22 protein-coding genes are annotated in these 25,556 nt (G+C 61.6%); 10 read left to right on the plus strand and 12 right to left on the minus strand.

The annotated features are described in order from the left end of the window. Position 1: 1 nt before the first annotated feature. The 4 genes from RC54_RS07790 to gcvH are packed head-to-tail and all read left to right on the plus strand — an operon-like array spanning position 2 to position 2,876. On the plus strand, positions 2-1,333 hold the full coding sequence (locus RC54_RS07790; RefSeq protein ID WP_058894887.1) for an acyl-CoA thioesterase/bile acid-CoA:amino acid N-acyltransferase family protein: 1,332 nt from the start codon (positions 2-4) through the stop codon (positions 1,331-1,333). After that, on the plus strand, positions 1,330-1,851 hold the full coding sequence (locus RC54_RS07795; protein ID WP_061789122.1) for a CMD domain protein: 522 nt from the start codon (positions 1,330-1,332) through the stop codon (positions 1,849-1,851). The genes RC54_RS07790 and RC54_RS07795 overlap by 4 nt, the downstream gene beginning before the upstream one ends. Positions 1,852-1,862: 11 nt before the next feature. After that, a complete protein-coding gene (locus RC54_RS07800; protein WP_058894889.1) occupies positions 1,863-2,468 on the plus strand; it encodes a peroxidase-related enzyme in 606 nt (201 codons plus the stop codon). Positions 2,469-2,498: 30 nt separating this feature from the next. Beyond that, a complete protein-coding gene (gene gcvH, locus RC54_RS07805; RefSeq protein WP_061789123.1) occupies positions 2,499-2,876 on the plus strand; it encodes a glycine cleavage system protein GcvH in 378 nt (125 codons plus the stop codon). A 13-nt stretch (positions 2,877-2,889) separates the two neighbouring features. Here gcvH and ssuD read toward each other — a convergent pair whose 3' ends face one another. Beyond that, complete coding sequence (gene ssuD, locus RC54_RS07810) at positions 2,890-4,017, minus strand: FMNH2-dependent alkanesulfonate monooxygenase (protein ID WP_061789124.1); 1,128 nt, start codon at positions 4,015-4,017, stop codon at positions 2,890-2,892. 962 nt (positions 4,018-4,979) lie between these two features. Beyond that, complete coding sequence (locus tag RC54_RS07815; protein WP_058894892.1) at positions 4,980-5,876, minus strand: LysR substrate-binding domain-containing protein; 897 nt, start codon at positions 5,874-5,876, stop codon at positions 4,980-4,982. Positions 5,877-5,952: 76 nt separating this feature from the next. Here RC54_RS07815 and RC54_RS07820 point away from each other — a divergent pair, with 76 nt between their 5' ends. Together RC54_RS07820 and RC54_RS25050 are read left to right on the plus strand one after the other, a co-directional pair. After that, positions 5,953-7,101 carry an MFS transporter gene (locus tag RC54_RS07820; RefSeq protein WP_061790662.1) on the plus strand — a complete coding sequence of 383 codons (1,149 nt, stop codon included), beginning with the start codon at positions 5,953-5,955 and terminating at the stop codon, positions 7,099-7,101. A 121-nt stretch (positions 7,102-7,222) separates the two neighbouring features. Continuing rightward, positions 7,223-7,378, plus strand: a complete 156-nt coding sequence (locus RC54_RS25050) for a hypothetical protein (RefSeq protein WP_164471196.1) — start codon at positions 7,223-7,225, stop codon at positions 7,376-7,378. Between the two features lie 20 nt (positions 7,379-7,398). Here the strand turns inward: RC54_RS25050 and epsC are convergent, their stop codons facing one another. Continuing rightward, positions 7,399-8,334: a serine O-acetyltransferase EpsC gene (gene epsC, locus RC54_RS07825; RefSeq protein WP_058894894.1), complete on the minus strand. Its 936-nt coding sequence runs from the start codon at positions 8,332-8,334 to the stop codon at positions 7,399-7,401. Between the two features lie 553 nt (positions 8,335-8,887). On the opposite strand from epsC, the gene RC54_RS07830 reads away from it, so the two are divergent. After that, positions 8,888-9,256: a hypothetical protein gene (locus RC54_RS07830; protein ID WP_061790661.1), complete on the plus strand. Its 369-nt coding sequence runs from the start codon at positions 8,888-8,890 to the stop codon at positions 9,254-9,256. Between the two features lie 19 nt (positions 9,257-9,275). Here RC54_RS07830 and RC54_RS07835 read toward each other — a convergent pair whose 3' ends face one another. Then, on the minus strand, positions 9,276-10,991 hold the full coding sequence (locus RC54_RS07835) for a chloride channel protein (protein WP_061790660.1): 1,716 nt from the start codon (positions 10,989-10,991) through the stop codon (positions 9,276-9,278). A 253-nt stretch (positions 10,992-11,244) separates the two neighbouring features. On the opposite strand from RC54_RS07835, the gene RC54_RS07840 reads away from it, so the two are divergent. Then, positions 11,245-12,249 (plus strand): sulfonate ABC transporter substrate-binding protein, encoded by a 1,005-nt coding sequence (locus RC54_RS07840; RefSeq protein WP_061790659.1) that lies wholly within the window; start codon positions 11,245-11,247, stop codon positions 12,247-12,249. Positions 12,250-12,306: 57 nt separating this feature from the next. On the opposite strand, the gene RC54_RS07845 is transcribed toward RC54_RS07840, so the two are convergent. The 4 genes from RC54_RS07845 to RC54_RS07860 form a co-directional block, all read right to left on the minus strand. Beyond that, entirely contained in the window at positions 12,307-12,888 is a 582-nt protein-coding gene (locus tag RC54_RS07845; protein ID WP_082686007.1) for a DUF4276 family protein, read from the minus strand. Then, complete coding sequence (locus RC54_RS07850; RefSeq protein ID WP_058897515.1) at positions 12,885-14,078, minus strand: AAA family ATPase; 1,194 nt, start codon at positions 14,076-14,078, stop codon at positions 12,885-12,887. The genes RC54_RS07845 and RC54_RS07850 overlap by 4 nt, the downstream gene beginning before the upstream one ends. Positions 14,079-14,338: 260 nt before the next feature. Then, on the minus strand, positions 14,339-16,051 hold the full coding sequence (locus RC54_RS07855; RefSeq protein ID WP_058894898.1) for an acid phosphatase: 1,713 nt from the start codon (positions 16,049-16,051) through the stop codon (positions 14,339-14,341). A gap of 480 nt (positions 16,052-16,531) precedes the next feature. Continuing rightward, entirely contained in the window at positions 16,532-17,248 is a 717-nt protein-coding gene (locus tag RC54_RS07860; RefSeq protein ID WP_061790658.1) for a Pr6Pr family membrane protein, read from the minus strand. Positions 17,249-17,959: 711 nt separating this feature from the next. Between RC54_RS07860 and RC54_RS07865 the strand changes: the two genes are divergently transcribed. Beyond that, a complete protein-coding gene (locus RC54_RS07865) occupies positions 17,960-18,484 on the plus strand; it encodes a bactofilin family protein (protein ID WP_058894900.1) in 525 nt (174 codons plus the stop codon). A 368-nt stretch (positions 18,485-18,852) separates the two neighbouring features. Next, on the plus strand, positions 18,853-19,722 hold the full coding sequence (gene purU / locus RC54_RS07870) for a formyltetrahydrofolate deformylase (RefSeq protein ID WP_058894901.1): 870 nt from the start codon (positions 18,853-18,855) through the stop codon (positions 19,720-19,722). 952 nt (positions 19,723-20,674) lie between these two features. On the opposite strand, the gene RC54_RS07875 is transcribed toward purU, so the two are convergent. The 4 genes from RC54_RS07875 to RC54_RS07890 all read right to left on the minus strand — a co-directional run bounded on the left by RC54_RS07875 (position 20,675) and on the right by RC54_RS07890 (position 25,552). After that, positions 20,675-22,315 carry a fatty acid--CoA ligase gene (locus tag RC54_RS07875; protein ID WP_058894902.1) on the minus strand — a complete coding sequence of 547 codons (1,641 nt, stop codon included), beginning with the start codon at positions 22,313-22,315 and terminating at the stop codon, positions 20,675-20,677. 138 nt (positions 22,316-22,453) lie between these two features. Next, complete coding sequence (locus tag RC54_RS07880) at positions 22,454-22,744, minus strand: copper-binding protein (protein ID WP_058894903.1); 291 nt, start codon at positions 22,742-22,744, stop codon at positions 22,454-22,456. Positions 22,745-22,781: 37 nt separating this feature from the next. Beyond that, positions 22,782-24,170 (minus strand): multicopper oxidase family protein, encoded by a 1,389-nt coding sequence (locus RC54_RS07885; protein WP_061790496.1) that lies wholly within the window; start codon positions 24,168-24,170, stop codon positions 22,782-22,784. Continuing rightward, a complete protein-coding gene (locus RC54_RS07890) occupies positions 24,167-25,552 on the minus strand; it encodes a TolC family protein (protein ID WP_061790495.1) in 1,386 nt (461 codons plus the stop codon). The genes RC54_RS07885 and RC54_RS07890 overlap by 4 nt, the downstream gene beginning before the upstream one ends. Positions 25,553-25,556 lie beyond the last annotated feature (4 nt).

Consider the following 25,556-nt stretch of genomic DNA (forward strand, 5'->3'; position numbering starts at 1 on the left):
CATGCCCAACTTCTCCATCGAAGTCAGCCCGATCGACGACCTGATCGACGTGCCACGGCGCATCGTCGTGCGGGGCGCACATCCGGGCGAGCCGGTGCGAATTTCCTCATCTACCTTGCGCAATGGCGCGCAGTGGTGCAGCACGGCCTGCTACATCGCCGATGCCTATGGCAATGTGGATGTGAGCATGAACCCGGCCATCGACGGCGACTACTATGGCATCGACCCGATGGGCTTGCTGTGGTCGCAGAAACCGGTGCAGGCCGGGCGGCGCGACAACTTCCATGCCGACGTGATGGCGCCGCTGGAAACCACGCTGACCGTCTCTGCGCTGGACCAGCCGGGGCTGCTGCCCTGCATCCCGGCCAGCACGGTGCTGGTGCAGCGCCTGGCATCAGAAGGTGTGGTGCGTCGTGAAGTACGCGAGGCGGGCCTGGTCGGCACGCTATTCCTGCCGGCTACGCCGGGACCGCATCCGGCCGTGATGATCCTCAACGGCTCGGGGGGCGGCATCAATGAGCCGCGGGCGGCGCTGTATGCCGCGCGGGGCTACGCGGCCTTTGCCCTGGCTTACTTCAAGGCGCCGGGCTTGTCGGATTACATCTCCAACACACCGCTGGAATATTTCGAGCGTGGCCTGGACTGGTTGCGTGCCGAAGTCCAACCGCTGCACGACTTCGTGGCCATCAGCGGCCAGTCGCGCGGTGGCGAACTGGTGCTGCTGCTGGGTGCGACCTTCCCGCAGAAGGTCTCGGCGGTGCTGGCCTATGTGCCCAGTGCGCTGGTGCATAGCGGCCAGAACGCTGCCGACCCGGCGGTGGGGCGGGAAGGGCCGACCTGGCTCTTGCGTGGCGAGCCCCTGCCACATCAATGGCAGGGCAACCGCAGCGCCAGCTGGGCGCCATTCGATGACGGCCCGGCACCGCATCGGCATGAACTGGCGATGCTGACTGCCTTGCAGGATGAAGAGGCGGTGGCACGCGCGCGCATTCCGGTGGAGTGCATCCAGGCGCCGGTACTGCTGCTGTCGGCTACCGATGATGGCTCCTGGCCTTCCAGCCTCTATTGCGGCATGGTGCGTGACAAGCTGGCTGCGGTATCGCATCCCTGGCCGGTAGTCTGGCGCAACTATGCCCATGCCGGCCATTCCATCCTGTTCCCGTTCGTGCCGACCACGCAGACCACCTATGCGCACCCGGTCTCGGGCCGCGTCAGCACCGGCGGTGGCGAACCGCAAGCCAACGCCCGCGCCGATCTCGACGCCTGGCAGCAGGCGCAGCAATTCCTGCGCGATGCACTGGCCAGACATTCATCCAATAAGGAGACCCCATGAGTACCCCCGTCTACGACATCAGCAAGGATGTCATCGACCAACTGGCTGGCCTGACGGCCGGCAGCCCCCTGCACGGCCTGCGCCATCAGCGCGACAAGGTTGCCGTGGCCTCGCAGGGCAGCTATGACACGCTCTTCGATCCAGCCCTGGCAGGCATCGGCCTGGACGAACGCCTGTTGGTAGCGCTCTACGCCTGCCGCCTGGCGGGCGCGACCGACCTGGCCGATCACTATCGCGCCCGCGCGCAAGCGCTGCCCGCCGAGGCTGCGCAACTGGCCGCAGCCGACAGCGGTAGCCCGGAACAACTGCCCGAAGGCCGCTTGCGCGCCATGCTGGTCTTTACTCGCGCGCTCACCCAGCGCCCGGTGGAAGGTGACAAGGCCGCCATTGAAAAGCTGCCCGCCGCCGGCATCAGTACGCCCGCCGTGGTGGCGCTGTCGCAGCTGATCGCCTTCGTGTCCTATCAATTGCGCGTGGTCGCCGGCTTGAAGGCCATGCGTGCTGCCGCGGCTCAATAAGGAGCAGCCTCATGAGCGATATCATCAAGGCCAATGGCTTTACCAACGAGACCCTGGAATGGGATGCCTGGCTGGATGTGATCCAGCTGGAGGAGGCCAGCGAAGACCAGATCAAGGTGCTGGAAGAAAGCCACCCCAAGGCCAAGACCTCGGACTACTACCTGTTCCTGGCGCACCAGCCCGACATCCTGCGCCAGCGTTCGGCCGCCTTCAACGCCATCATGTATGCCCCGGGCGGCCTCTCGCGTGCCGAGCGCGAACTGGGTTCGCTGGTGGTCTCGCGCATCAATGGTTGCGTGTATTGCGCCTCGGTCCATGCACAGCGTTTCGAGCAGTTGGCCAAGCGTAACGATACCGTGCGCCAGGTGTTTGATACCCCTTATGGCGCCGGGGTGGATGCGCGTGAACAGGCCATCGCCAAGTTCTCGGCCGAGTTGACCGAGACACCAGGGCAGATCGGTGCAGCGCAGATCAAGGCGCTCTACGAGGTGGGCTTGAGCGAACTGGAAGTGCTGGACCTGATCCATTCGGTGGCCATCTTTGCCTGGGCCAATCGCTTGATGCTCAACCTGGGCGAGCCGGTGTTTGCCGATGGCAGCAAGGCTGAAGCGAAGTAACCCCTCTATCCATTCAACGAGGAAACTGTGATGAATATTCCCGATCACCTGGTCTATGCCCAGACCCATGAGTGGGTCAAGCTGGAGGCCGACGGCACGCTGACCATCGGTATCACCGATTTCGGCCAGGAGCAGTTGGGGCCGCTGGTCTACGTGGACATGCCGAGCGTGGGCAAGGCCCTGGCGCGCGGGGCTGAATCCGGCATCGTGGAGTCCAACAAGACGGCCTCGGACCTTCATGCACCGGTTGATGGCGAGGTGATCGCCATCAACGAGGTGCTGGTGGAGCGGCCTGATGCCATCAACGAGGCGCCCTATGAGCAGTGGATCTTCAAGCTCAAGCCGACCGCGCCGTTTTCGTCAGAGGGTTTCCTCGACGCGGCGGCTTACATCAAGCTGGTTTCCTGATTCGTCCTTGCGCTCAGGAGGCTGAGGCGGCGGCGCGGATATCGAAGGCGCCGCCGGTCTGTGCGCGGTCACGCAAGGTGACTGCGTTCTTGCCCAATAGCGGGAACACCAGTTCGGCAAAGCGGATCGCTTCTTCCAGGTGCGGGTAGCCGGATAGCACGAAGGTATCCACGCCCAGATCCGCATATTCCTGCAGCCGTTCGGCCACCGTGGCGGCATCGCCCACCAGCGAGGTACCGGCCCCGCCGCGCACCAGTCCCACCCCGGCCCAGAGGTTAGGGGCGATTTCCAGTTTGTCGCGCCGACCGCCATGCAGGGCCGCCATTCTTTGTTGTCCTACGGAATCCATCCTGGCGTAGTTTTCTTGGGCGCGGGCGATGTCGTCATCGGTGAGTTTGCTGATGAGACGGTCGGCAGCGGCCCAGGCTTCGGCGGTGGTCTCACGCACGATGGCGTGCAGGCGCACGCCGAAGCGCACGGTGCGGCCGTGTTTGGCGGCACGTTCGCGCACATCTTCGATCTTCTGTTTGACCGCAGCCGGTGGCTCGCCCCAGGTGAGGTAGGCATCCACGTGTTTGGCGGCCAACGCGTGGGCGGCGGGGGAGGAGCCGCCGAAGTAGAGGGGCGGGTAGGGTTGTTGCACGGCCGGGTGGAAGATCTGGCCGCGGCGGATGCGGAAGTGTTTGCCTTCGTAGTTGACGATCTCGCCTTGCAGCAGTTTGCGCCAGATGGTGAGGTATTCGTCGGCGGCTTCGTAGCGTTCGTCATGCTTGAGGAAGACGCCGTCGGCTTCGAGTTCGGTGGCGTCGCCGCCGGGGACGACGTTGAGGAGCAGGCGGCCGTTGAGGGCCTGGTCGAGGGTGGCGGCTTGTCGGGCGGAGGGGCCGGGGCCGCCGAGCGAGGTTCTCAGAGCTACCAGCAGTTTGATGCGCTGGGTGACCGGGACCAGGCTGGCGGCGACGATCCAGGGGTCGAGGCAGGAGGCGCCGGTGGGGATGAGCAGGCCGTCGTAGCCGAGGTTTTCGCTGGTGACGGCGATCTGGCGCATGTAGTCAAGGGTGGGGGCGCGGCCGAAGTCGGATTTGCCGAGGTAGCGGGTGTCGCCTGAGGTGGGGAGGAACCAGAAGAGTTCTAATGACATGGCGGGGATTTCCTTTTTGCGGTTTTTGCCTTGGCGTTATTAGAGCGCTCTGCTGGGGTTGTGGCTAAGAATGTTTTTTTATTTCCTTAGTTGGTTTTTGGTTTTTGTTTTGGCTGGTTGTGGTGGTGGTTTTTGGTTTTGGGGTAGTCTGCACGGTAAACTTATGTGCGCTCTAGCTTAATGCTTTTCTTTCTCCGGTCGGGAGGACGCGCCGGGGGCGGCCCGGCAGCCGCTCACTTTCTTTGGCCCGCCAAAGAAAGTGAGCAAAGAAAGCGGCCCCCTAAGAGCCAGCCCTCCTACGGAGGGTACCCGCCGCAGCGAAGCGAAAAGTGGGAAAAATAGAGTCGCTACGCTCCCACTATTTTTCTGATCCACTTTTCACTTCGCTGCGTCGGCTGGCCCCCAAGGGGGAAAGCGTAACCGGCTCGCCTTCGGCCTCGCGGGGTCTCCGACTCGCCTTCGGCTTTGTGTGGGCTCGCCTGCGGCATCGAATTTTTCTTCGGGCAATGTTCTGTTTTTGTATAAATAATTTACCGTGCGGACTGTGGTCGCGCACCGACGTATCGAAGGTGAAGAACCCCAACCCGAAGCCGTAGGCGAGTCGGAGATGTCGCGAGGCCGAAGGCGAGCCGTTGAGGTCGTCCGCTTCTGCCCCGCCGCGTCAGTGCACATCAAAACGGATCAGAAAAATAGTCGGAGCGAAGCGACTCTATTTTTCCCGTTTTGATGTGCACTGACGCGGGGACCCTCCGCAGGAGGGCGGGGTAGTAGCGGTCGCCTTCTTTTGCTTACTTTTCTTGGCGAGACAAGAAAAGTGAGCGGCTGCCGGGCCGCCCCCGGCGCGTCCTCCCGACCGGAGAGAGGACACAATTAAGCTAGAGCGCACATAAGTTTTCCGTGCAGACTACCCCAAAACCAAAAAACACCATCACATCCAAGCCAACAAGATCAAGCCAACAGCATCAAGCCGGCATCACCAACGACCCTCGATACTCCCCCAGCCATTTAGCAAACAGCAAAGCCTCCGCCCCCGCCTGCGCATCAATCCCCAGGTAGTAAGGCGCCAGGCTCATGCGCAAATGCGGGAAGGGACACACCAGCCGCCCCGAGCGCAGATCATTGTCGGCCAGCGACACCGGCGACAGCGCCAACCCCAGCCCATCCACCACCGCCTGCAACACGAAATGCACATGATCGAAATGCAGCATGGCCTGCCCACGCCAGCGCTTCAAGCCCACCAACTTGCGCCAATCGTCCCAATCATTGCGCCGACTGCGCGACACCAGCAGCGTATGCCCCACAATCTGCGACACATCCACCAACGGCATCGTCTGTAACAGCGCAGGCGAAGCCACCAGTACCAGCTCATCCTCCATGAAACGCTGCACCTTGAGCCGCTCCGGCCAATTGTTCTCGCCACGCCGGATCGCCATATCGAAGGACGAACCAGCCTTGCCCACCGAAGCCGTGCTGGTCACCACCTGCGGTGCAATGCCCGGATAGCGCTCGACGAAATCGGCGAGATGCGGAATCAGCCAGCGCACCGCAAACGAAGGCCGCACATTGATGACCACCGTGCGCGTAGGCGCATCGCGCATCACCCGGCGCGCCGCAGTGGCCAGGATGTCGAAGGCCGGACTGGCTTCTTCGAAGAACTGTCGACCACGTTCGGTCAGCAAGACCTGACGGATACGCCGCTCGAACAGCGGCATCCCCAGGTAATCTTCCAGGTTCTTGATCTGGCGGCTGATGGCGCCATGCGTGACATTGAGCTCTTGCGCTGCCAACGTGAAGCTTTGATGACGGGCCGCTGCCAGGAAGGCGCGGATGGCATTGAGCGGAAGGGTAAGATCGGCCATGCGTCAGATATTATCACGCATGACCGGAATTAATATCGTTTGTCAGCGCCAACTCGCACGGCGCATCATCCGGTCCATGTCCACGCCAGACCTCCGCCAGGCCGATCTCGATTCGCGCCACGCCGCCTTGTCGCTATCGGCTGCCTTACCCTGCGATATCGTCCTCTACCTGCTGTTGCCGATGTATGCCGACCAGTTCCATGTGAGCCTGGCCGAGGCCGGCGTGCTGCTGGCGGCCAATCGGCTGGTGCGCATCGCCGGGTATCGTTGGGTAACCAGTTTCTATGCGCGCCGTGGTGATCGCCCGACTTGCCTCATGGCGGTGTGTACGGCCGTCGTGTGCGCCCTCGGCTATACGGTGGCCAGTGGCTTCTGGGCACTGCTGCCGTTGCGTCTGTTGTGGGGCATGGCTTTTGCCGGGCTTAACCTGTCGACCCAGGCCATGTCCACCTCGACAGCCCAGGGCGCGGCGCGCCGCTCGGGGCGTTCGCGCGGGGTGATCGCCATCGGCCCCATGCTCTGGCTGCCCACTGCCGCACTGCTGGCCGCGCATGTCGGGCCGCGCATGGTGTTCGGGTGCGTGGCGATGACCGCGCTGCTGGGCTTGCTGGCGGCGCATCGTCTGCCAGCCCATGCCTACGCGCCGCCGCAGCCGCGCCGCTGGAAGTTGCCCAATGCACTGGACTGGTGGTCGTTCCTGGAAGGCTTGACGCTGGATGGTCTGTTCATTGTGGGCCTAGCCTATATGAGCAAGCAATCCTTCGGTGCCGATGGCGAGCTGGTCGCAGGCGTACTCATGGCGCTGCGCTATGCGGGGGAGATCGTCTTGAGCCCGCTGGGCGGTTGGCTGGCCGAGCGGTTCGGGGCGGTCAAGGTGCTGGTGACGCTATCCCTGGCCACTTGCGTGGCGCTGGTCGGTTTCGGTGGCGGCTTGCTGTGGTTGTTCGCCGGCCTGATCGTGATCCTGAGGGCGCTGCAGTTGCCGCTGCTGGCCCCCATCGTGGCGGCCCGCACGCCGCCCGGGCAACGGGTACATGCGCTGGCCGGGCGCGCCATCTGGCGCGATATCGGGGCTGGCTTGGGGCCCATGCTGGCGGGCTTGCTGCTGCCGGTGATGTCGTCGCTGTGGCTGTATGGACTGGCGGCGGCAGCGCTGGCCTTGGCGGCCATTGCCTGCGGCCGCGAACCGGTTGTGGTGGCCGCTGCCGCACCTGGCGGCAAGTAAGGCGCGTGGCGCGAGGCGCCTTATGCGCTCAACGGATATCGATGCGCCCATCGCTTCGTTCACAGCGGGTCGGTGGCTGGCTAGTATGGGGCTTCTCTTCGATCTTGCCCCAGGTATGTCCATGAACGAACCCTACATCTATCAGGAACTCGGCAACCTCTCCCTGGAACCCCTGCAACCGGGTGAACGCAAGCTCATCGGTGCCATTTTCTTGTTCGGCCTGGCCTTGCTGGGTGCGCTGTATTTCCTGCAACGCTGGCTGCCCTTGGGCAGTTGAGCTGTACAGAGCGCACCGGTTCAGGGCTGGCGGCAGTCGCTCAGCATCTCTGCCTGGGAGATATTGCTGCCCGGCGGCACGCTGTGTGTGAGCCAGACGTTGCCGCCGATGACTGAGCCCTGGCCGATGGTGATGCGGCCCAGCAGGGTTGCTCCGGCATAGACCACCACGTCATCCTCGACGATGGGATGGCGCGCAATTCCCTTGACCAATGAACCGTCCGGCTCCTGCGGGAAGCGTTTGGCGCCCAGCGTCACGGCCTGGTACAGGCGCACGTTGCGGCCGATGATGGTGGTTTCGCCGATCACCACGCCGGTGCCGTGGTCGATGAAGAAGCTGGGACCGATCTGCGCGGCCGGGTGGATGTCGATGCCGGTGGCCGAATGGGCGATGTCGGCGATCAGGCGCGCCAGCAGCGGCGCTCCCAGCTGGTGCAGAGCGTGCGCCAGGCGGTGGTAGATGATGGCGGTAGTGCCGGGGTAGCACAGCAGGATTTCCGAAATGCTGGAGGCAGCGGGGTCGCCGTGATAGGCGGCCTGGATGTCGCTGACCAGAATGTCGCGCACGGCGGGCAACTGATGCGCGAAGTCGCGCGTGATCACCGTGGCGCGCTCGCGCAGCAGGGCATCTTCATGTATTTCGCTGCTGAAATAGAGGCTGCGGCGTACCTGCTCGCGCAGGATGGCCAGCGCCGCATTCAACTGGCTTCCAACGAAATAATCGATGGTCTCATCGGATAAATCGGTATGCCCATAATGCGTGGGGAACAGTGCTGCCTGCAGGTGGTGCAAGAGCTTTTGCATGGCTTCACGCGAGGGCAATTCGCGGATCTCGCCACGGTAGCGGATCTTGTTGGTCACTTCGCGCGAGGTGCGCAGCCCGGCCACGACCGTAGACAGGCCCAGCCCGGCTGATTCGGCCAGGGCATTTAATTCGGGGGTGTGAGAGGTATCCATGCCCAAATGCTATCAAAAATGCACGCGGGGCGCCGGCGGGGCAACTGGGCGGGATGCGAATCGAGGAGAAAACCGGTAGAGCGATTCGCGGCGCCCAGTTCTATCTGAAAAGTGGCGCCGCAGTTGAATTGCTCTGGGAAAGTACTTTAACGGTCATTTCCAGCCGATGCAAACGATCTTTCTGCATATCCATATGCGGCCATTTGATCTGCCGCAAAGCCTTGTCGGATGCCGCTTTGCGGGCAGTGGTGCAGGCCTGATGGCCAATCCACTCAGGAAATTCCTGATGGTTTTGGCGCGCGCCTCAGGAAGCTCCCGATAGGGCTGGTGCCAGCCTACGGGTAAAGTTCGCTCATACCGGCTGCACCGCGATCTAGCGCCCCAGGGGCGAGGTTCAGGCGCCGCAGCCGTCCCGTTTCATGGATTACCGGGAAGCCCTGAGGGGGGCTTACTTTTGGGCGCGCTTCCGCGAGGATGTGCGCCTTTTTTTTGTTTGTGATGCAATACGCCCTGATTCGATTGATTGATAGATTGCTTGCGAGAAGGGAAATCCATGTACAGGTTCAGATGGAGCTCGACCACCTCGGCGAGGCTGTCGTTGCTGTCTCTGCTGATGCTGGCTGCTGGGGCTGCGCTGGCCCAGGTGCCGCCTCTCACGATGCCAGTGCAGTCGGTACCGGCGGCGCCCACGCCGGTGGCTAGCGACATCACCCGCAGTTGCGCCGCCGGCAGCGGTTGCGTGCTGACTTGCCTGAACATGGCGGCCGAGATAGTGTTGACCGAATCGGCCACGCGAGCGGTGCGCATCATTTCACTGTCCAACGGCAACAGTGAATTCCGCATGGACAATGGCAATGCCGGTATCAACGTGGTCCTGGTCTCGCACGACAACCTGATGTGCAAGCTCACCGGGGGGATCTGATCCACGCGGCGCCGGGGCTTCAGTTGCCCAGCAGTTTTTCCCGTACCGATTCTTCTTCGGCATGAGTGGCGCTGGCGCGTGCCAGGTCCGACAGCGATAGCACGCCCACCAGTTGCTGCTTTTCAGGTCCGGCCACCACCGGCAGTCGCGCCACTGCCCGTTGTGCCATCGCCCCGGCGGCTGCGCGCGCGCTCAGGTGCGGCAGCAGGTAACCACTATCGGGCTCCAGCAGGGAGCCGCAATCGGTGGCCGGATCGGCTTGCCGCAGTCGGCGCAAGGCCACCATGCCCACCAGCCGGCCCTGTGCGGTGACCGGGTAATAGCGATGTACCTGTGCGCCGGTACGACACTGCTCCAGCGCCTGGCTTGCGGGTAGTGCTGCTTCCAGAGCTTGCGGCACCGACATCAGGTCGTCCACGTGGACCCGCTCCAGCGGATCGACGCCGTATTCGCGGTGCACGTGCAAGCCGCGCCGGGCGATTTTCTCGGTCATGATGGAACGCTTCATCCACAGCACGTTCACGCCATAGGCCACGGCGGTGGTCGCAATCAGTGGCAGCAGGGCATTGCCCGCGTGGGTCAGGCCGAAGGCGAACACGATGGCCGTCAACGGCGCCCCCAGCACACTGCCCAGCACCCCGGCCATGCAGACCAGTGGCCACAATGTCGGCGAGCCTCCCGGTAGCCAGGGAGAAAGCACCAGCCCCAGTCCTGCCCCCATCATCAATAAGGGGGCCAGCACCCCGCCCGAGGTTCCCGAGCCCAGTGCCAGCAGCCAGATCACTGCCTTCACCAGCAGCAGTACCAGCGCGGCCGACACCAGCATGTGCTGGTTGAGCAGGTCGGCAATGACGTCATAGCCCACTCCCAGCGCACGTGGCTGCAGCAGCCCGCCCAGGCCGACGGCAATGCCGCCCAGGGCCGGCCACCACATCCAGTGCAGGGGCAGGCGATGAAAGCCGTCTTCGATGCGGTACAGCGCCAGCGTCAGCAGCGCCGCCAGTACGCCGCTGGCCAGGCCCGCCAGCAGGCAGGAGAGCAGGGCCAGCGGCGCCACCGGGGCGACCTGCAGTGGAAACAGTACGCCGGCATCGATCATCCAGGGCCGCAGGAAACCTGCCACGGCACAGGCCAGCGCCACCGGTAGCAGGCTGCGCGGACGCAATTCGAACAGCAGCAATTCCACCGCCAGCAGCACTGCCGCCAGGGGCGTGCCGAAGATGGCGGTCATGCCGGCGCAGGCACCCGAAACCAGCAGGGTCTTGCGCTCGGCCGCGGTCAGGTGCAGCCATTGCGCCAGCAGCGAACCCAGCGAACCGCCGGTCATGATGATTGGACCTTCCGCGCCGAACGGGCCGCCACTGCCGATGACGATGCCCGAGGACAAGGGTTTCAACAGCGCCACCTTGGGCGACATGCGACTCTTGCCGAAGAGGATGGCTTCGATTGCTTCGGGAATGCCATGGCCGCGGATCTTGTCGCTGCCGTAGCGTGCCATCAGGCCGACGATCAGACCACCTGCCACCGGCAGCACGGCGGCGATCCAGCCCAGCGTATGGCTGGCCGGTGAACTGGCAGCAAAGGACAGGCGCTGGAAGTAGAACAGGTTGGTAAACAGCGCAATCAGTTTGATCAGCAGCCAGGCCGCACCCGTGGAGAGCACGCCGATGACCACGGCAATGGCGCACAGCAGGGGGAGCCGTCGGTCGGCGGTGTAGTCGCGTTTGTGTTTCATGGAAAAACCAGGTGGAGGGCCGTGCTCGTGGTGAGGCGAGGAGAAGAGGTCGGCCAGGGTAAAGGGATAAAGGATTAATATATCATAATATGATATAAATGTAGGAATTTGGATGAGCGGCGCCTATCAGTCCTGTTCTGACTTATCCGCTTTTCTTCTATGCACTGGCGGAATGATTCGTTCGCAGTTCAGGCGGGGATGGCTACTCTGGTTTGCCTGAAGCAGTTACCTGAACAATGAACGTGGAGCACACATGCCGCAGCAAGAAGACCAACGCAGCCGGGCCATCGCCGTGGTGGAACACAACAGCAAACGCCGCCGCCTGCTCGCCACCGGCCTTGCGCTGGGGACCGCAGCAACCCTCGCCACCCTGGCACCACGCCCGGCACGCGCTGCCAGCCGCCAGTTGCGCGTGGGGTACCAGAAGGGGGCGTTAAGCATCATTCGCGCCCATGGCACTCTGGAGCAGCGCCTGGCGCCGCTGGGGGCGAGCGTGAAGTGGGTGGAATTCAGCGCCGGGCCGGTGCAGCTAGAAGCGCTGGGTGCCGGGTCGATCGACTTCGGCGACGTCGGGGAAGCACCACCGATCTTTGCACAGGCGGCCGGCACGCCGCTGGTCTATGTCGGTGCCACGGTGCCGCGCCCTTATGTGGAAGCGGTGCTGGTCAAGGATGACAGTCTGTTCAAGCCTGAGCAGCTCAAGGGCAAGCGCATTGCACTCAACAAGGGTTCCAACGTGCATTACTTCCTGGTCAAGCTGCTGCAAAAGCATGGCCTGCAGTATGGCGACGTCACCCCGGTATGGCTGGCCCCAGCCGATGCCCGTGCCGCCTTCGAGCGCGGCTCGGTGGATGCCTGGGCGATCTGGGAACCCTATCTGGCCGCGGCTCAGCAGACCCTGAAGGCGCGTATCCTGGCCGATGCCGATGGGGTGGTGAAGAACCGTGCCTATTATTTTTCGACGCGTGACTATGCGCGTGATAACGCCGACCTCATTCGTATCGCACTGGAAGAGCTGGCCAAGGTGGATGAGTTCGCCAAGACTCGTCCGGACGATTACGCCAATGAACTGGCCGGCATCCTGGGCCTGCCCAAGAGCGTGCTGGATGTGGTGGTGCGACGCTATCACTACGGTACGCTGCCCATCACCCAGGCCATCCTGGATGAGCAACAGCAGATTGCCGATACCTTCCTCGACCTGAAGCTCATTCCCAGGAAGATCAACCTGCGTGAAACGGCGCCGCCCTGGCTGGCCTGACGTTATGGCTCGAAATTGACGGGAGCTGGCCCACGACTTGAATTGCTGGGCGGGCTATTACATCGCGTTCAGGAGTTGCAACTCAAGTCGCTTGATACCTTGGATCAGGTTTGAAAAACTTGATGAGCGAGTGTTGTCCAGGTCCAGATAATATCCGAGGTTTCTTGATCCTCCGACTTTTTGGTATTTGCCCCGTGTCAGCTCATGCAACTCCATGCTGGGTGACCCGAGTCTGTCAGGTTCCCGATATTTTGCATTTCCTTGAAGCTTGCGCAGTCCTTGAATGTCTAGGGCTGACTCGACTGCACCCAGATCCGCTAGATAAAAGCTCTCTAACTCACGACACGCTATCCGCACGAGAGAGACATTCCCTTTGCCAGCGGCGATACACTTTGTCACGAGTGTGTCTTTCAATGCCTTGCAATCTGCATGGCTGTCCTGGTCTCGCATGATCAGAAAGCGTGCATCAGGATTGAGATATCCGCGAAGCTTTCGCTCCAGTTGCTTTTCCAGATCTTGCTTGCCTTCGAATGGGATAAGCCGATGACGAACCAAGGGATTCAAGATTCTGGGCAGTAGTGTATCCAGCATTGCTTTTGCAGATGGTTCTTCAAGAAGAAAGACAAGCTCTGGCCTCATTGTGGATCGGCTCCTTCAAAAAAACCTTGTTTCCACAGGTAGCCGAGCTGATCGCCTTCGCTCATGTATTTTGCAATTTGCGGATCATCTTTGGCGCGGCGTATCTCGGTAGTTCCTTTACTCTTGACCAGCCAACATACCTCTTCCAGATTCAGTGCATTCAAGAAGTCAGGGGAATGCGTTGAGACCAGAACTTGCCCTTGTCCTCGGGTGGAGTAGAGGCGAAACTCTTCGGCCAGCTCAGCCATCAGTTTCGGATAAAGCTGGTTTTCCGGCTCTTCGACACAGAGCAAGGGATGGGGAGCTGGATCGTGCAGCAACACAAGATACGCGAACATCTTGATCGTCCCGTCTGATACGTATCGATCCAGGAAAGGCGTCTTGAAAGAACCATCCTGGAATCTGAGGGTGAGATAACCATCATCCATGAGTCGAGGTTCGATTCCACTAACGCCGGGCACACGTTGCGCGACGATTTGCAGGATTTCCTGAAATTTCTTAGGGAAGTTTTCGTGGAGATATAAGGCGACTCTGGGAAGGTTGTCGCCCGTCTCGGAGAGATGCTCCGAATCTCCAGCGGCTTCCTTTCGACCGCGCGCGGCGGTGATGTGAAAGTCCGATACGTGCCAGGATTCGATCAATTGCCTGAATGCGTTGGCCGCCTTGAAGCGTTCGAATTGTCCAAGCCCTTTGATGGCCAAAGTGTCCGGTGCCACGGTTTGATGCTCGCGGTCTAGTGATTCGTCAGGTTGATGAAAATCTTCTTCGTTGGTAATGGCAAATCCGGAGCCGTTGGTGAAGTCAAGGAAGCGGTATGGACTGCCGTAGCGTCCGCGTTTATAGCGTAAGACTTCACGTTTGACGAAGGGCAAGCCACCCTGCTCGGCAATTTCAAGCGAATAAGTCACTAGCCGTTCCACATCAGTGATCGGCATTCGGTATTGGATCTCGATGAGGATGCTTTCATCCTCAGGCACATCTCTGCTGAGGACTTCTTTGAAGCGGCCACGCTTGTCCAAAGCCTGCCTTACGTTACCTTTCAGGCAGTCATGCAGAAATCCGAAGACGTCAAAGAGCGTGGATTTCCCCGAACCATTCGCGCCAACCACGACTAGGAAAGGCGGAATATCCGTGAGATGGACATCACGGAACGTCTTGAAGTTTTTTAATCGGATCGACTCAATTTTCACGAAATTCCCCAAGGAAGCAGGCTGCAAGGTGCATAGATGGCACCGCTGCACAAACTATCGAAAGACGATAGCCCGGTACTCTATCACGCTCTCGAAGTATTGCTTCTGCTGTCAGTCTGCGGCAGCAATTAGGGTTTGCAGTACGAATTGAGTAAGGGGGGCAATCGTAAGGGCGAAAGAAAACACCCCCAGGGCATGATTGGTCTGCCCTGGGGGTGTGTGCCCAGACAACGTGAAGCGATGACAGTGGTCGAGCTGGATTACGCCTTGAACTGCAAGGCGTTGGTCAGGTCGCCCATCGGTTGCTGTCCACGCGCGATCATGGCCTCATCACGCTGCTTGAGACCATCCAGCGTTTCCAGGCCGAAGGTACGGGTGATCAGGCGCAGGATGGAAGCGGTGTCATAGATGGTGTGGTCCACCATCCCCTTGCGGGCGAAGGGCGAGACCACCAGCGCCGGCACGCGGGTGCCCGGACCCCAACGGTCGCCCTTGGGCGGGGCCACGTGATCCCACCAGCCGCCGTTTTCGTCGAAGGTGATCACCACCACCATGTTCTTCCACTGCGGGCTGGCCTGCAGGCTCTTGATGACGTGCGCGATGTGACGGTCGCCGGAGGCGATGTCGGCATAGCCGGCGTGCAGGTTGAGGTTGCCTTGCGGCTTGTAGAAGGTCACCGGCGGCAGGCGACCGGCCTCCACGTCGGCCAGGAAGCGGTTGGTGCGCGCTTCATCCCCCAGGCCACCGTCGCGCAGGCGCTTGTTGCGCTCGGCCGGATTTTCCGGGCCCAGGTTCTTGAAGTAGTTGAAGGGCTGGTGGTGGTACTGGAAATTGGGGATCTTGGGGATACCCTTGGAATCCTTGAATTCATCCAGAGTGGCTTGCCAGGCGCCGGCATACCAGGCCCAGTCGATACCCTTCTTGTTGAGCTTGTCGCCGATGTGCTCATGCGTCTGCGGCACCAGTACGCTGGGCTGGTTGGGTTCGGCATAGGCCGGGTTGTTGCGGTCGCGGCTCCAGGTCGGCCAATACGGTGGGGCCATGGTGTTGACGGCGTAGCCGTCCGGGGTCAGTGCGCTGGGGCCGAACTTGGGCGGGCCTTGCAGGGCGCTGGCCGGGCTGCCTTCTTCGGGGACCAGTTCGGGCGAGAGCGGATCGTTGTTGCGGGTCTTGGCCACCTGGGTACGGGAGACCGAGCTCATCACGTTGGGGTAGAAGGGCGCGGTGGCGCAGATCAGGTACTGGTGGTTCAGGAAGGAACCGCCGAAGGCGCCCTGGAAAAAGTTGTCGCACAGCACGAACTCGCGCGCCACATCCCACAGGCGCAGGTTGTACTTGGTGTCGCCATAGTGGCCCATGGTCAGGCCACCGGAATCGGCCCAGGCTACGAAGCCATCGTTCTTGCCGCCATTGATCTGCATCTGGTTCTGGTAGAACACGTGCCACAGGTCGCGCGTGACCAGGCTCAGCGGCAGGGCTTCGCCCTGCGGGCCCTTGAGTGCATAGGGGGCATTGGGCAGGTTGGTCTGGTATTGCTTGCCGCCGGCGTAGGTGACGCCTTCCACGCTCTGGTCCTGGATCAGCACGCCATTCCAGGCTGGCGGCAATTCCTTGAGCAGGCTGCCGTCGCGGTCACGTTGCTGGTAGTCCGCGGGCTTGAGCGAGGACAGCGGCTTTTCCAGGCCGGGGAAATCGGCGAAGAGGTTGTTGAAGCTGCGATTCTCGGCATAGATGACCACAATGGTCTTGACGTTCTCGCGTAAGGCGCGGTCCAGTGCCGCCGCCTCCAGCGGATTGCCGCCGGGGCCGGCAGTGTTGCCTTGGCCTTCGGTGGCGCAGGCGGCCAGGGCACTGCCGGCGCCGAGCGCAGCCATGCCACCCAGGAAGCGGCGGCGGCTGTTGTTCTGCGGGAGGATAGGGGAGTCACCGGCGGTCGGCTGGCTGCCGGCGATGTCGTCGTCGTGCTTGCTCATGGATGAGTTTCCTGTTGGATATTGTTGTGGGGTTTGGCGCATAGCGGGGGGGAGCATAGCGCGACCGTATGACAAGGATGTGTCTTTTCCATCATGTGGGCAATCAAGAAAATGACAAAACCTGCACCAAAAGACAGTGAAAGTTTATGTAAAAGAAACGCTAGGATGCAATCCATGCGCTGGGATAGCCCTAGAATGCATCGATCGCATGGGCTGTGTCCCAGTGCAGCGTGGCCCGGCGTGCGGGTCAGGTGGGCTGGCCGTGTCAGGGGATGGCGCGTCTGGCTCTCACACCATTGCGGTATTGTCGTCCGGGGGAATCATGTTGCTCAAAGCTTTTCAATACCTGCTCATCGGCGCCAGTTTCAGTGCCGGCATGTTGTTCATGCTGGTGCTGGCCATCACTGCGCCATTGATTTGAGTCTGTGGCCGGAGCGGTAGTCCGGTCACAGCACTTTCCTTTTTACTGTTCCTGTCCATTTACCTGCGCTGCAGGACTGGCTTGCCCGAGCGGTTGACCGCGATGAACAAGCCCATCAATCCCACGAAGGCTGCCAGCAACATGCAGGCATTAAGCAGCACGCGCGGATAGCCCAGCGCGTTGACGTCGATGAAGGGGTAGGGATAGAAGCCCGACAGCGCCCCGCGCCACAAGGTCAGCGTCAGGTAGCCTAGGGGATAGATCAGCCACAGCAGCGACTTCTTCAGCGATGCCTGGAACACCGGCACGAAGAAAATCCAATACACAATGCCCAGCAGCGGTACCACCGTATGCAGGCTCTCATTGACCAGCGCCCGGAACCCGGTCGGCGTCCACAGGTGACGCAGCAAGAGGTTGTAGGCGATCCCCACGAAAGCCAGGTAGGCCACCACCGCTGAAATTACTGAGGGCTGCCGGAAGAAGCGGCTCATCGGCGTGGTCAGCGACAGGGCCAGCGAGGTGAAGCACAGTGCGCTCATCAGGATGGTGAGATTGGTGAGGTACATGGTGAGCCGATCCAGCCCATCGAGCACCCCACCGCCGCGCGCCAGCAGGCGGCTGATGGTGATGTCGGTCTGCGCCACGAAGGCAAACCAGCTGATGACGGCGATCAAGCCGGCCACGGTACGCGCGGCGGTGGAGTTGCGCCGCGCCGGGAAGAGGTGGGCGCCAAAGGAATCCGGTGACTCCGGCGAGGGGATCTGATCGTTGCTCATGGCATATGCAGGGAAGGGGGGAGGGCTGGGCAGGATGAGATGGGGCACTGCCTGCCGGGCAATAGCGCACATCATAAATCGCCTAGTGCCGATCTGCTGCGCCGGATGACATTCATTTTCATCGCTTACATCGCGTCACACTCTGGTTTTTCGTCTTTTCGTGGCAATTCAGCGGGAATGCTATGGAAGCCAATTTCTAAGTTTTTAGAGGATTTTATTTTCGATGATCTCAACATTGGTTAGCGGCGTGATGGTCTGCAAGCCATGGCCAGAGCGGATTGCAACGCCATGCATGTCGCCTGTAGGCGACGCTGGTGGGGCAACAACTGTTACATTTTTTTTAGTTACAAGGCGCTGCAAAATATAAATAATTTGCCTTGTATTTACTGCATGAAAACAGCGCTTCTGCTGTTACAAAATTGTGGTGAACTTTGTATTTGGCATCCTGCCGAATCGCACAGGTTTCCTCCCGGGCAATGCCTGATCACGACGATCCAGGTGCTCCATCGTGGCGCGCGCGACCACAGCGGGAGGGCAGAACCTGTGCTGCCACAGCACGCCATTCAAGCCTGTGACCGTTGTTTGCGGTCCTGTGCAGCGATCCCGTCATCGCAGTTGCGGCGTGTTGTGAGTCTGTTGTGCGCCTTGCCGCACGTTATTTTTTGCGCGTAGATGTTTACGCATCTGGCACTACCCATTTCAGGAGATCACATGCTTCGCTCGGAATCCCTCTTCGGCAAACGCGAAACCAATTCGACCAACTCCCCGTTCAGCAGTGCGGGGAGCAGCGTCTCTTCTTCCACTGGCGGCAATGTGACCAGCGTCAACAAGGCTGCCCCTTATCCTTCTTCCGTTTCCCACGCTGCCCCCGCAGCCACCGAGGAGAGCGGCAGCAAGCTCACGGTCGGTCCCAACATCAAGGTCAAGGGCGAGATCGAGGATTGCGACACCCTGGTGGTGGAAGGCAAGGTACAAGCCACCATCAACTGCCGCGTGGTGCAGATCGCCGAGCGCGGTGCCTTCAAGGGCTCGGCCGAGATCGACCTGGCCGAGATCCGCGGCGAATTCGATGGCGACCTGACGGTGCGCCAGAAGCTGGTGATCTATTCCAGCGGCAAGGTCACCGGCAAGATCCGTTATGGCAAGCTGGTCATCGAAGAGGGTGGTCAACTGGCCGGTGATCTGCAGGTCGGTGGTGGTCACGAGCAGAAGGATTTGCTGCAGAAGACGGCCTGAACGCCCCTGCGGGTGGTGACCGGTGCCTGGCATCGGTCACGGTCCGGGGATGAATCGGAGTGATACCGCGCTGGGAGCAGGCCGGGACGGCGCTGCAGTTGGCTCATTTGGCTCATTTCCTGCTGGAAATGGAGCGGAGTAAAGGGCGACTTGTTGTCAAGTTGCTCTGATCTGCTGCGATTGTCGCGATATTGACCTGGCTTTTCCTCTTTGGTATCGCTTTACGGATAGCCGATTTGTCCGCATGGCCTGGCCGTGCGACAATAGCGCCTTTCGTCCTTTTATCCGGCCTGCCCGGCCGGTGGCGGCGCCCCAGTGGCGCTGGCCGTTGGGACGCTGGCGTTTCTCAGGTTTCTCAGTTCATTCTCATGGCTCACCCGGAATACATTCTTACCTTGTCCTGCCTGGACCAGCGCGGCATCGTGCATCGCGTCTCGGGCTTTTTGGCCGATCACGGCTGCAACATCATCGATTCGGCGCAGTTTGGCGATGCGCAGTCCAAGCTGTTCTTCATGCGCGTGCATTTTGCGTCGGAGGATGGGGCGATGTCGGATGCGGCCTTGCGTGCCGATTTCGGCGTGCTGGGCGATTCGCTGCAGATGAACTGGCAGTTGCATGATGCAGGCAAGAAGCCGCGGGTGATGTTGATGGTGTCCAAGATCGGGCATTGTCTGAACGATCTGCTGTTCCGTTACAAGAGCGGTTTGCTGCCGGTGGAGATTCCGGCGATCGTGTCCAACCATACTGACTTCTATCAGTTGGCGGCCAGCTACAACATTCCTTTCCATCATCTGCCGTTGGCGACCGGTTCTTCTGCGCAAGTGAAGCGGGCGCAGGAGCAGCGCATCATGGAGATCGTGGAGGCGAACCAGATCGATCTGGTGGTGCTGGCGCGTTATATGCAGATCTTGTCGCCGGAGATGTGCGAGGCTTTGCGTGGCCGGGCGATCAATATTCACCATTCTTTCCTGCCCAGCTTCAAGGGGGCCAAGCCTTATTATCAGGCGCATGATCGTGGGGTGAAGTTGATCGGGGCGACTGCGCACTTCGTGACCGGGGATCTGGATGAAGGTCCGATCATTGAGCAAGGGGTGGAGCGGGTCGATCATTCGATGGGGCCGGATACCTTGACGGCGATTGGGCGGGATATCGAGTGCGTGGTGTTGGCTCGGGCTGTCAAATGGTTTACCGAGCATCGGATTTTGCTCAATGGGCATAAGACTGTGATCTTTAACTGATCGTTTTTTTCTTTTGGAACGCCGTCTGGCTTGGGCTGGGCGGCGTTTTGTTTTTGTTTTTGTTTTTGTTTTGGCTGGCTGTGGTTGTGGTATTTGGTTCTGGGGTAGTCTGCACGGAAAACTTATGTGCGCTCTAGCTTAATACTTTTCTCTCTTCGGTCGGAAGGACGCGCCGGGGGCGGCCCGGCAGCCGCTCACTTTCTTTGGCCCGCCAAAGAAAGTAAGCAAAGAAAGCGGCCCCCTAAGAGCCAGCCCTCCTACGGAGGGTACCCGCCGCAGCGAAGCGAAAAGTGGGAAAAATAGAGTCGCTACGCTCCCACTATTTTTCTGATCCACTTTTCGCTTCGCTGCGGCGGCTGGCCCCCAAGGGGGAAAGCGTAACCGGCTCGCCTTCGGCCTCGCGGGGTCTCCGACTCGCCTTCGGCTTTGTGTGGGCTCGCCTTCGGCTTTGTGTGGGCTCGCCTGCGGCATCGAATTTTTCTTCGGGCAATGTTCTATTTTTGTATAAATAATTTACCGTGCGGACTGTAGTCGCGCAGCGACGTATCGAAGGTGAAGAATCTCAACCCGAAGCCGCAGGCGAGTCGGAGATGTTGCGAGGCCGAAGGCGAGCCGTTGAGGTCGTCCGCTTCTGCCCCGCCGCGTCAGTGCACATCAAAACGGATCAGAAAAATAGTCGGAGCGAAGCGACTCTATTTTTCCCGTTTTGATGTGCACTGACGCGGGGACCCTCCGCAGGAGGGCGGGGTAGTAGCGGTCGCCTTCTTTTGCTTACTTTTCTTGGCGAGACAAGAAAAGTGAGCGGCTGCCGGGCCGCCCCCGGCGCGTCCTTCCGACCGAAGAGAGAAAAGCATTAAGCTAGAGCGCACATAAGTTTTCCGTGCAGACTACCCCAGAACCAAATACCACCACCACAGCCAGCCAAGACCCCATCCCCGAACAATGAATAATCTCAGCTAGCAGCCGGATACTGCTCCCGCATCACCCGCTTATTGATCTTCCCAACACTGGTCCGCGCCAGCTCATCCACAAACCTCACCCGATCCGGCACGCCATAACGAGAAATGACCCCCGCCTCCGCCGAAGCCCGCACATGCTGCCGGATATCTTCCTCGCTGACCCCGACCGCATCCTTCTTCAGCACCACCAGCGCCACCGGCCGCTCCCCCCACTTCCCATCCTGCACCCCGATCACCGCCGTCTCCGCCACTGCCGGATGACGCGCAATGATGTCCTCGATCTGCAATGAAGAGACCCACTCGCCCCCCGTCTTGATCACATCCTTGATCCGATCCGTCACCTGCAGATAGCCCTCGCCATCGATATGTCCGATATCCTGGGTATGCAACCAGCCACCCCGCCATAATTCTTCAGAAGCCTCAGCCTGATGCAGATAACCCTGCGTCAACCACGGCGCCCGCACCACCACTTCGCCGGTGCTCTGACCATCATGAGCACAATCATTCATATCGCCATCTACCGTGCGCAATGCCACCAACGGCACCGGGCGGCCGGTCTTCACGCGCAGGCTGGCCTCGCGCTCACCCCCCAGTTCTGCCGTGGGCACCTGCGCCAGCGTCAATATCGGGCAAGTCTCCGACATCCCATAACCGGTGAAGACATCGATGCCCCGCTCCCGCGCCGCCCGGGCCAGGCTGCTGGTCATGGCCGAGCCGCCGATGATCATCTTCCAGCCCGACAGATCCACCTCGCGTGCTTTTTCCGAGGACAGGATCATCTGCAGGATGGTCGGCACACAATGGGAAAAAGTCACTTTTTCTTCCCGGATCAGCTTGCAGATGGTGTCAGGCACGTAGCGGCCCGGATAGACCTGCTTGACCCCGGCCATGGTCGCCACATAGGGCAGCCCCCAGGCGTGGACATGGAACATGGGCGTCAAGGGCATGTAGACATCGTCCCGGTGCAGGCGGCCCTGCTGCGCTGGCAAGGCCAGGCCGGCGGTAGTGGCCAGGGTGTGCAACACCAGTTGCCGATGGCTGAAATAGACGCCCTTGGGCAGGCCGGTCGTGCCGGTGGTGTAGAAGGTGGTGGCGCGGGCGTTTTCGTCGAAGTCGGGGAAGTCGTAGCGGGCCTCGGCCTGGGCCAGCAATTGTTCGTATTCCCCGGCAAAACCGGGACCGCGCGGGCAGGGGCTGCCATCGTCGGTGAGCAGCACGCAGCGCGTCAGGGTGCTGAGTTCGCCGCGGATCTGCTTCAACACCGGCATGAAGTCCGAGTTCATCAGCAAGACATCGGCTTGCGCGTGATTGAGTGTGTAGGCGATCTGCTCCGGCGACAGGCGCACGTTCACCGTCTGCAAGACGCAACCCATCATCGGCACGGCGAAGAAACACTCCAGGTAGCGGTTGCTGTCCCAGTCCATCACGGCCACCGTGTTGCCGGCCTGTACGCCCATTTCCTTGAGGGCATTGGCCAGGCGCTGCACGCGCTGGTAGAACTGGGCATAGCTCAGACGGCGCTGGCCGTAAATGATTTCCTGCTCGGGAGCGGTGGCCAGGGCGCTGTGCAATAACTGCTTGATCAGCAGCGGGTAGCCATAGGCCGATGGGGTTTGCTCGATGGCTTGGGGCATCTCGGGTCTCCTCTGTTGTGCGGCGGCCGGCCGCCTGTTATGGAATGGAGTCCCGATGATACCGCTAACTTCCAGAGACGATGGTCGCCGGGACGACGAAATTTGCGTAGGCTGCGGCGTCGTCCCGGTGTCCCATGCCTAGTTCTTTTCTTCCAGCGAAGTCACCGTCAGCGCACCGTCGATGCGCTCGGCAGTGAAGCTGATCTTTTCGCCGGCGCGGGCCCGGGCCAGGATCTCGGGCGCAGCCTTGAAGACCATGGTCATGCCGGGCATCTGCAAGTTGGGAATCTCGCCGTGGCGGATGGTGAGCTTGCCGGTAGCAGCATCGATCTTGCGGATTTCGCCATCGACCTTGGGGGGCTGGTCCTGGGCCTGGGCGGCTAGCATCGGCAGCAAGAGGGAAGCGGTGAAGAGCAGGGTGCGGATCATGGAATTTCCTTTCATAGCGTCGAACAACGAGGGGGTGTCAGTGATGGCCTTGATGCCCGCCCGGCTTGACCACATCCAGCGTGGCCGGGCCTGGCTGGCCGGTGGCGCCTGCAGGTGCGCGGCGCGGGCCGGGCAGTTCGCCTTTCCATTCATGTGCCACCGTACCAGCCGGGGCGCGGTACCAGCCCGGGTCGCGGTAGTCGTCGCGGGCCAGGTGGCGCCGGACCTTGAGGGTGCTGAACATGCCGCCCATCTCGATGGGACCGTAAGGGCCGCGTCCGGTCATCATGGGCAGGGTGTTCTCCGGCAGCGGCATTTCCATCTCACCCATGGAGCCGCCCTTGTCGCCCATGGCCATGTAGTCGGGCACCAGTTTGCTGATCTTTTCGACCACCCTCGATTGATCCACTCCGATCATGGTCGGCAGGTCATGGCCCATGGCGTTCATGGTGTGATGCGCCTTGTGGCAGTGCAGGGCCCAGTCGCCTTCTTCGGTGGCGTCGAACTCGATGGCGCGCATCTGGCCCACGGCGATGTCGGTGGTGACTTCGGGCCAGCGCGCCGCTGGTGGCACCCAGCCACCATCGGTGCCGGTGACGACGAATTCGTGACCGTGCAGATGCAGCGGGTGATTGGTCATGGTGAGATTGCCCACGCGGATGCGCACGCGGTCGTTGTGCCGCACCACTAGCGGGTCGATGCCGGGGAAGGCGCGGCTGTTCCAGGTCCAGAGATTGAAGTCCAGCATGGTGCTGACCTTTGGGACGGTCGCTCCCGGTGCGATGTCGTAGGCATTCATCAGGAATACGAAATCGCGGTCCACGCGCATGAAGCCGGGATCCTTGGGATGCGTGACCCAGAAGCCCATCATGCCCATGGCCATCTGCACCATTTCATCGGCGTGCGGGTGATACATGAAGGTGCCGGCGCGCCGTGCGGTGAATTCGTAGACATAGGTCTTGCCGGGCGGGATGGCCGGCTGCGTCAGGCCGGACACGCCATCCATGCCATTGGGCAGGCGCTGGCCATGCCAGTGTACCGAGGTCGCTTCGGGCAGCTTGTTGGTGACGAAGATGCGCACCCGGTCGCCTTCCACCACTTCGATGGTGGGGCCGGGGCTTTGGCCGTTGTAGCCCCAGAGATTGGCCTTCATGCCGGGGGCGATTTCACGTACCACCGGTTCGGCCACCAGGTGGAATTCCTTGACGCCGTTCTTCATGCGCCAGGGCAGGGTCCAGCCGTTGAGGGTGACCACCGGTTGATAGGGACGACCAGTGGCCGGTGGCAAGGGCGGCTGGGTGGCGGGGCTGGTTTGCAGCGCGGCTTCGGGCAGGCTGGCGGCACCGGCCCGGCTCACCGCCGCAGAGCTGACGGCCAGGGCGGCGCCTTGCAGGAAGTGGCGGCGCAGTTTATCGCTGGGGTTCATGGTTGTTTTCCTTCTTGGGGGCGGCCGCCCAAGGCCTGTTGCAGGCCGGCTTCGGCGATCCAGAAATCGCGCTGGGCGTCGATGGCGGTGTTGACGGTGGTGGCTTGTTCACGGGCGTCGGCCAGCAATGCGAAGACGCTGATGAGCATCCCGTTGTAGCGCAGCAGGTTTTCTTCGGCGATGCGCTGGCGCAGGGGCAGCAGTTGGTCCTGGTAGCGCCGCGCCAAGGCATAGGCATCCTGCCGTTCGCGCCAGGCCAGGCGCGCCTGGGCGCGCGCATCGAGGACGCTGGCGGCCAGTCGGTGCGCGCCTTGCAGATAGATGGACTCGGCCTTGGCCACGCGTGCCTCGCCCCAGTCGAAGAGAGGAATCTCGATGGAGATCTCATAGCCGATCTCGGGTGGCTTGCCGCTCTCGGAGGTGCGCACCGCACCCAGGTCCAGCACATTGATCCAGCGCGTGGCGCGGGTCAGGCCCAGCGAGGCTTGCAGGCCCTCCAGCTCGGTGCGGGCGGCTTGTACGTCCAGCCGTTGTTGCAGCGCTTGTTGTTCGATGTCGTTGAGTTCATCGAGTTGGCGCGGCAGGGCCGGCAATTGGGCCGGCAGGGCGAAATCCGGGGCCAGGCCCAGCAGGCGTGCCAGGCTTTCCTTGTCCTGCGCGGCCAGGCGCTGCGCCTGTTGCAGACTGGCTTGCGCCTGACCATAGAAGAATTGCTCGCGGGCGGCATCGAGCTTGCTGATGTTGCCCAGGCGCGCCATTTGCGCGGCCAGTTCATGCGCGGCTTCGGCGGCATCGGCCACCTGCTGCTGGTAGCGCAGTCCTTGCTGGGCGGCGACCGCCTTGTAGTAGGCCTGCCGGGTCTGTGCCGCCAGCGCTAGCACGCGTGCGGCCAGTGACAGGCGCACCTGCTCGAAGCGTCGTTGCTCGATACGCGAGGCCGCCGGCAGAGTGATCAGGCGCATCAGCCCTAGCGACAGGCTGCGCTCGATCTTGAGGTCGTCGCCGGCATGGCTGCGCTTGAAGGAAAAGCCGGGGTTGGGCAGCCGCCCGGCCTGGACCAGGTCGGCCTCGGCCACCCCCAATCCGGCGAACTCGGCTTGCAGTTCGGGATTGTTGATGAGGGCGATCTGCACCGCATCGTCGGCGCTGGCCAGGCGCGCCGGAGAGGCCGCATCGGCTTGCAGCAGTTGGCGCACGCGTTGGGCGCTGGCTTGGCTTTGCTGTGGTGTGCGGTTCCAGGCGGGGGCCTGGCCCAGGCGCTGGCGGCTGGTCTGTTCGACCTGATCAAAGCCGCCATCGGGCGACAATTGCGCGCAGCCGGCCAGCAAGGTGCAGGCGGCCACGGCAACGGCCCGCAAGGGACGTGAAACGTGGGGAATCATGGAA

Source organism: Herbaspirillum rubrisubalbicans (assembly GCF_003719195.1).
GTDB classification, from domain to species: Bacteria; Pseudomonadota; Gammaproteobacteria; order Burkholderiales; family Burkholderiaceae_D; genus Herbaspirillum; species Herbaspirillum rubrisubalbicans.

Coding starts and splice junctions, on each gene's coding strand:
- RC54_RS07790 (WP_058894887.1), top strand. CDS start 2: ATGCCCAACTTCTCCATCGAAGTCAGCCCGATCGACGACCTGATCGAC.
- RC54_RS07795 (WP_061789122.1), top strand. CDS start 1,330: ATGAGTACCCCCGTCTACGACATCAGCAAGGATGTCATCGACCAACTG.
- RC54_RS07800 (WP_058894889.1), top strand. CDS start 1,863: ATGAGCGATATCATCAAGGCCAATGGCTTTACCAACGAGACCCTGGAA.
- gcvH (WP_061789123.1), top strand. CDS start 2,499: ATGAATATTCCCGATCACCTGGTCTATGCCCAGACCCATGAGTGGGTC.
- ssuD (WP_061789124.1), bottom strand. CDS start 4,017: ATGTCATTAGAACTCTTCTGGTTCCTCCCCACCTCAGGCGACACCCGC.
- RC54_RS07815 (WP_058894892.1), bottom strand. CDS start 5,876: ATGGCCGATCTTACCCTTCCGCTCAATGCCATCCGCGCCTTCCTGGCA.
- RC54_RS07820 (WP_061790662.1), top strand. CDS start 5,953: ATGTCCACGCCAGACCTCCGCCAGGCCGATCTCGATTCGCGCCACGCC.
- RC54_RS25050 (WP_164471196.1), top strand. CDS start 7,223: ATGAACGAACCCTACATCTATCAGGAACTCGGCAACCTCTCCCTGGAA.
- epsC (WP_058894894.1), bottom strand. CDS start 8,334: ATGGATACCTCTCACACCCCCGAATTAAATGCCCTGGCCGAATCAGCC.
- RC54_RS07830 (WP_061790661.1), top strand. CDS start 8,888: ATGTACAGGTTCAGATGGAGCTCGACCACCTCGGCGAGGCTGTCGTTG.
- RC54_RS07835 (WP_061790660.1), bottom strand. CDS start 10,991: ATGAAACACAAACGCGACTACACCGCCGACCGACGGCTCCCCCTGCTG.
- RC54_RS07840 (WP_061790659.1), top strand. CDS start 11,245: ATGCCGCAGCAAGAAGACCAACGCAGCCGGGCCATCGCCGTGGTGGAA.
- RC54_RS07845 (WP_082686007.1), bottom strand. CDS start 12,888: ATGAGGCCAGAGCTTGTCTTTCTTCTTGAAGAACCATCTGCAAAAGCA.
- RC54_RS07855 (WP_058894898.1), bottom strand. CDS start 16,051: ATGAGCAAGCACGACGACGACATCGCCGGCAGCCAGCCGACCGCCGGT.
- RC54_RS07860 (WP_061790658.1), bottom strand. CDS start 17,248: ATGAGCAACGATCAGATCCCCTCGCCGGAGTCACCGGATTCCTTTGGC.
- RC54_RS07865 (WP_058894900.1), top strand. CDS start 17,960: ATGCTTCGCTCGGAATCCCTCTTCGGCAAACGCGAAACCAATTCGACC.
- purU (WP_058894901.1), top strand. CDS start 18,853: ATGGCTCACCCGGAATACATTCTTACCTTGTCCTGCCTGGACCAGCGC.
- RC54_RS07875 (WP_058894902.1), bottom strand. CDS start 22,315: ATGCCCCAAGCCATCGAGCAAACCCCATCGGCCTATGGCTACCCGCTG.
- RC54_RS07880 (WP_058894903.1), bottom strand. CDS start 22,744: ATGATCCGCACCCTGCTCTTCACCGCTTCCCTCTTGCTGCCGATGCTA.
- RC54_RS07885 (WP_061790496.1), bottom strand. CDS start 24,170: ATGAACCCCAGCGATAAACTGCGCCGCCACTTCCTGCAAGGCGCCGCC.
- RC54_RS07890 (WP_061790495.1), bottom strand. CDS start 25,552: ATGATTCCCCACGTTTCACGTCCCTTGCGGGCCGTTGCCGTGGCCGCC.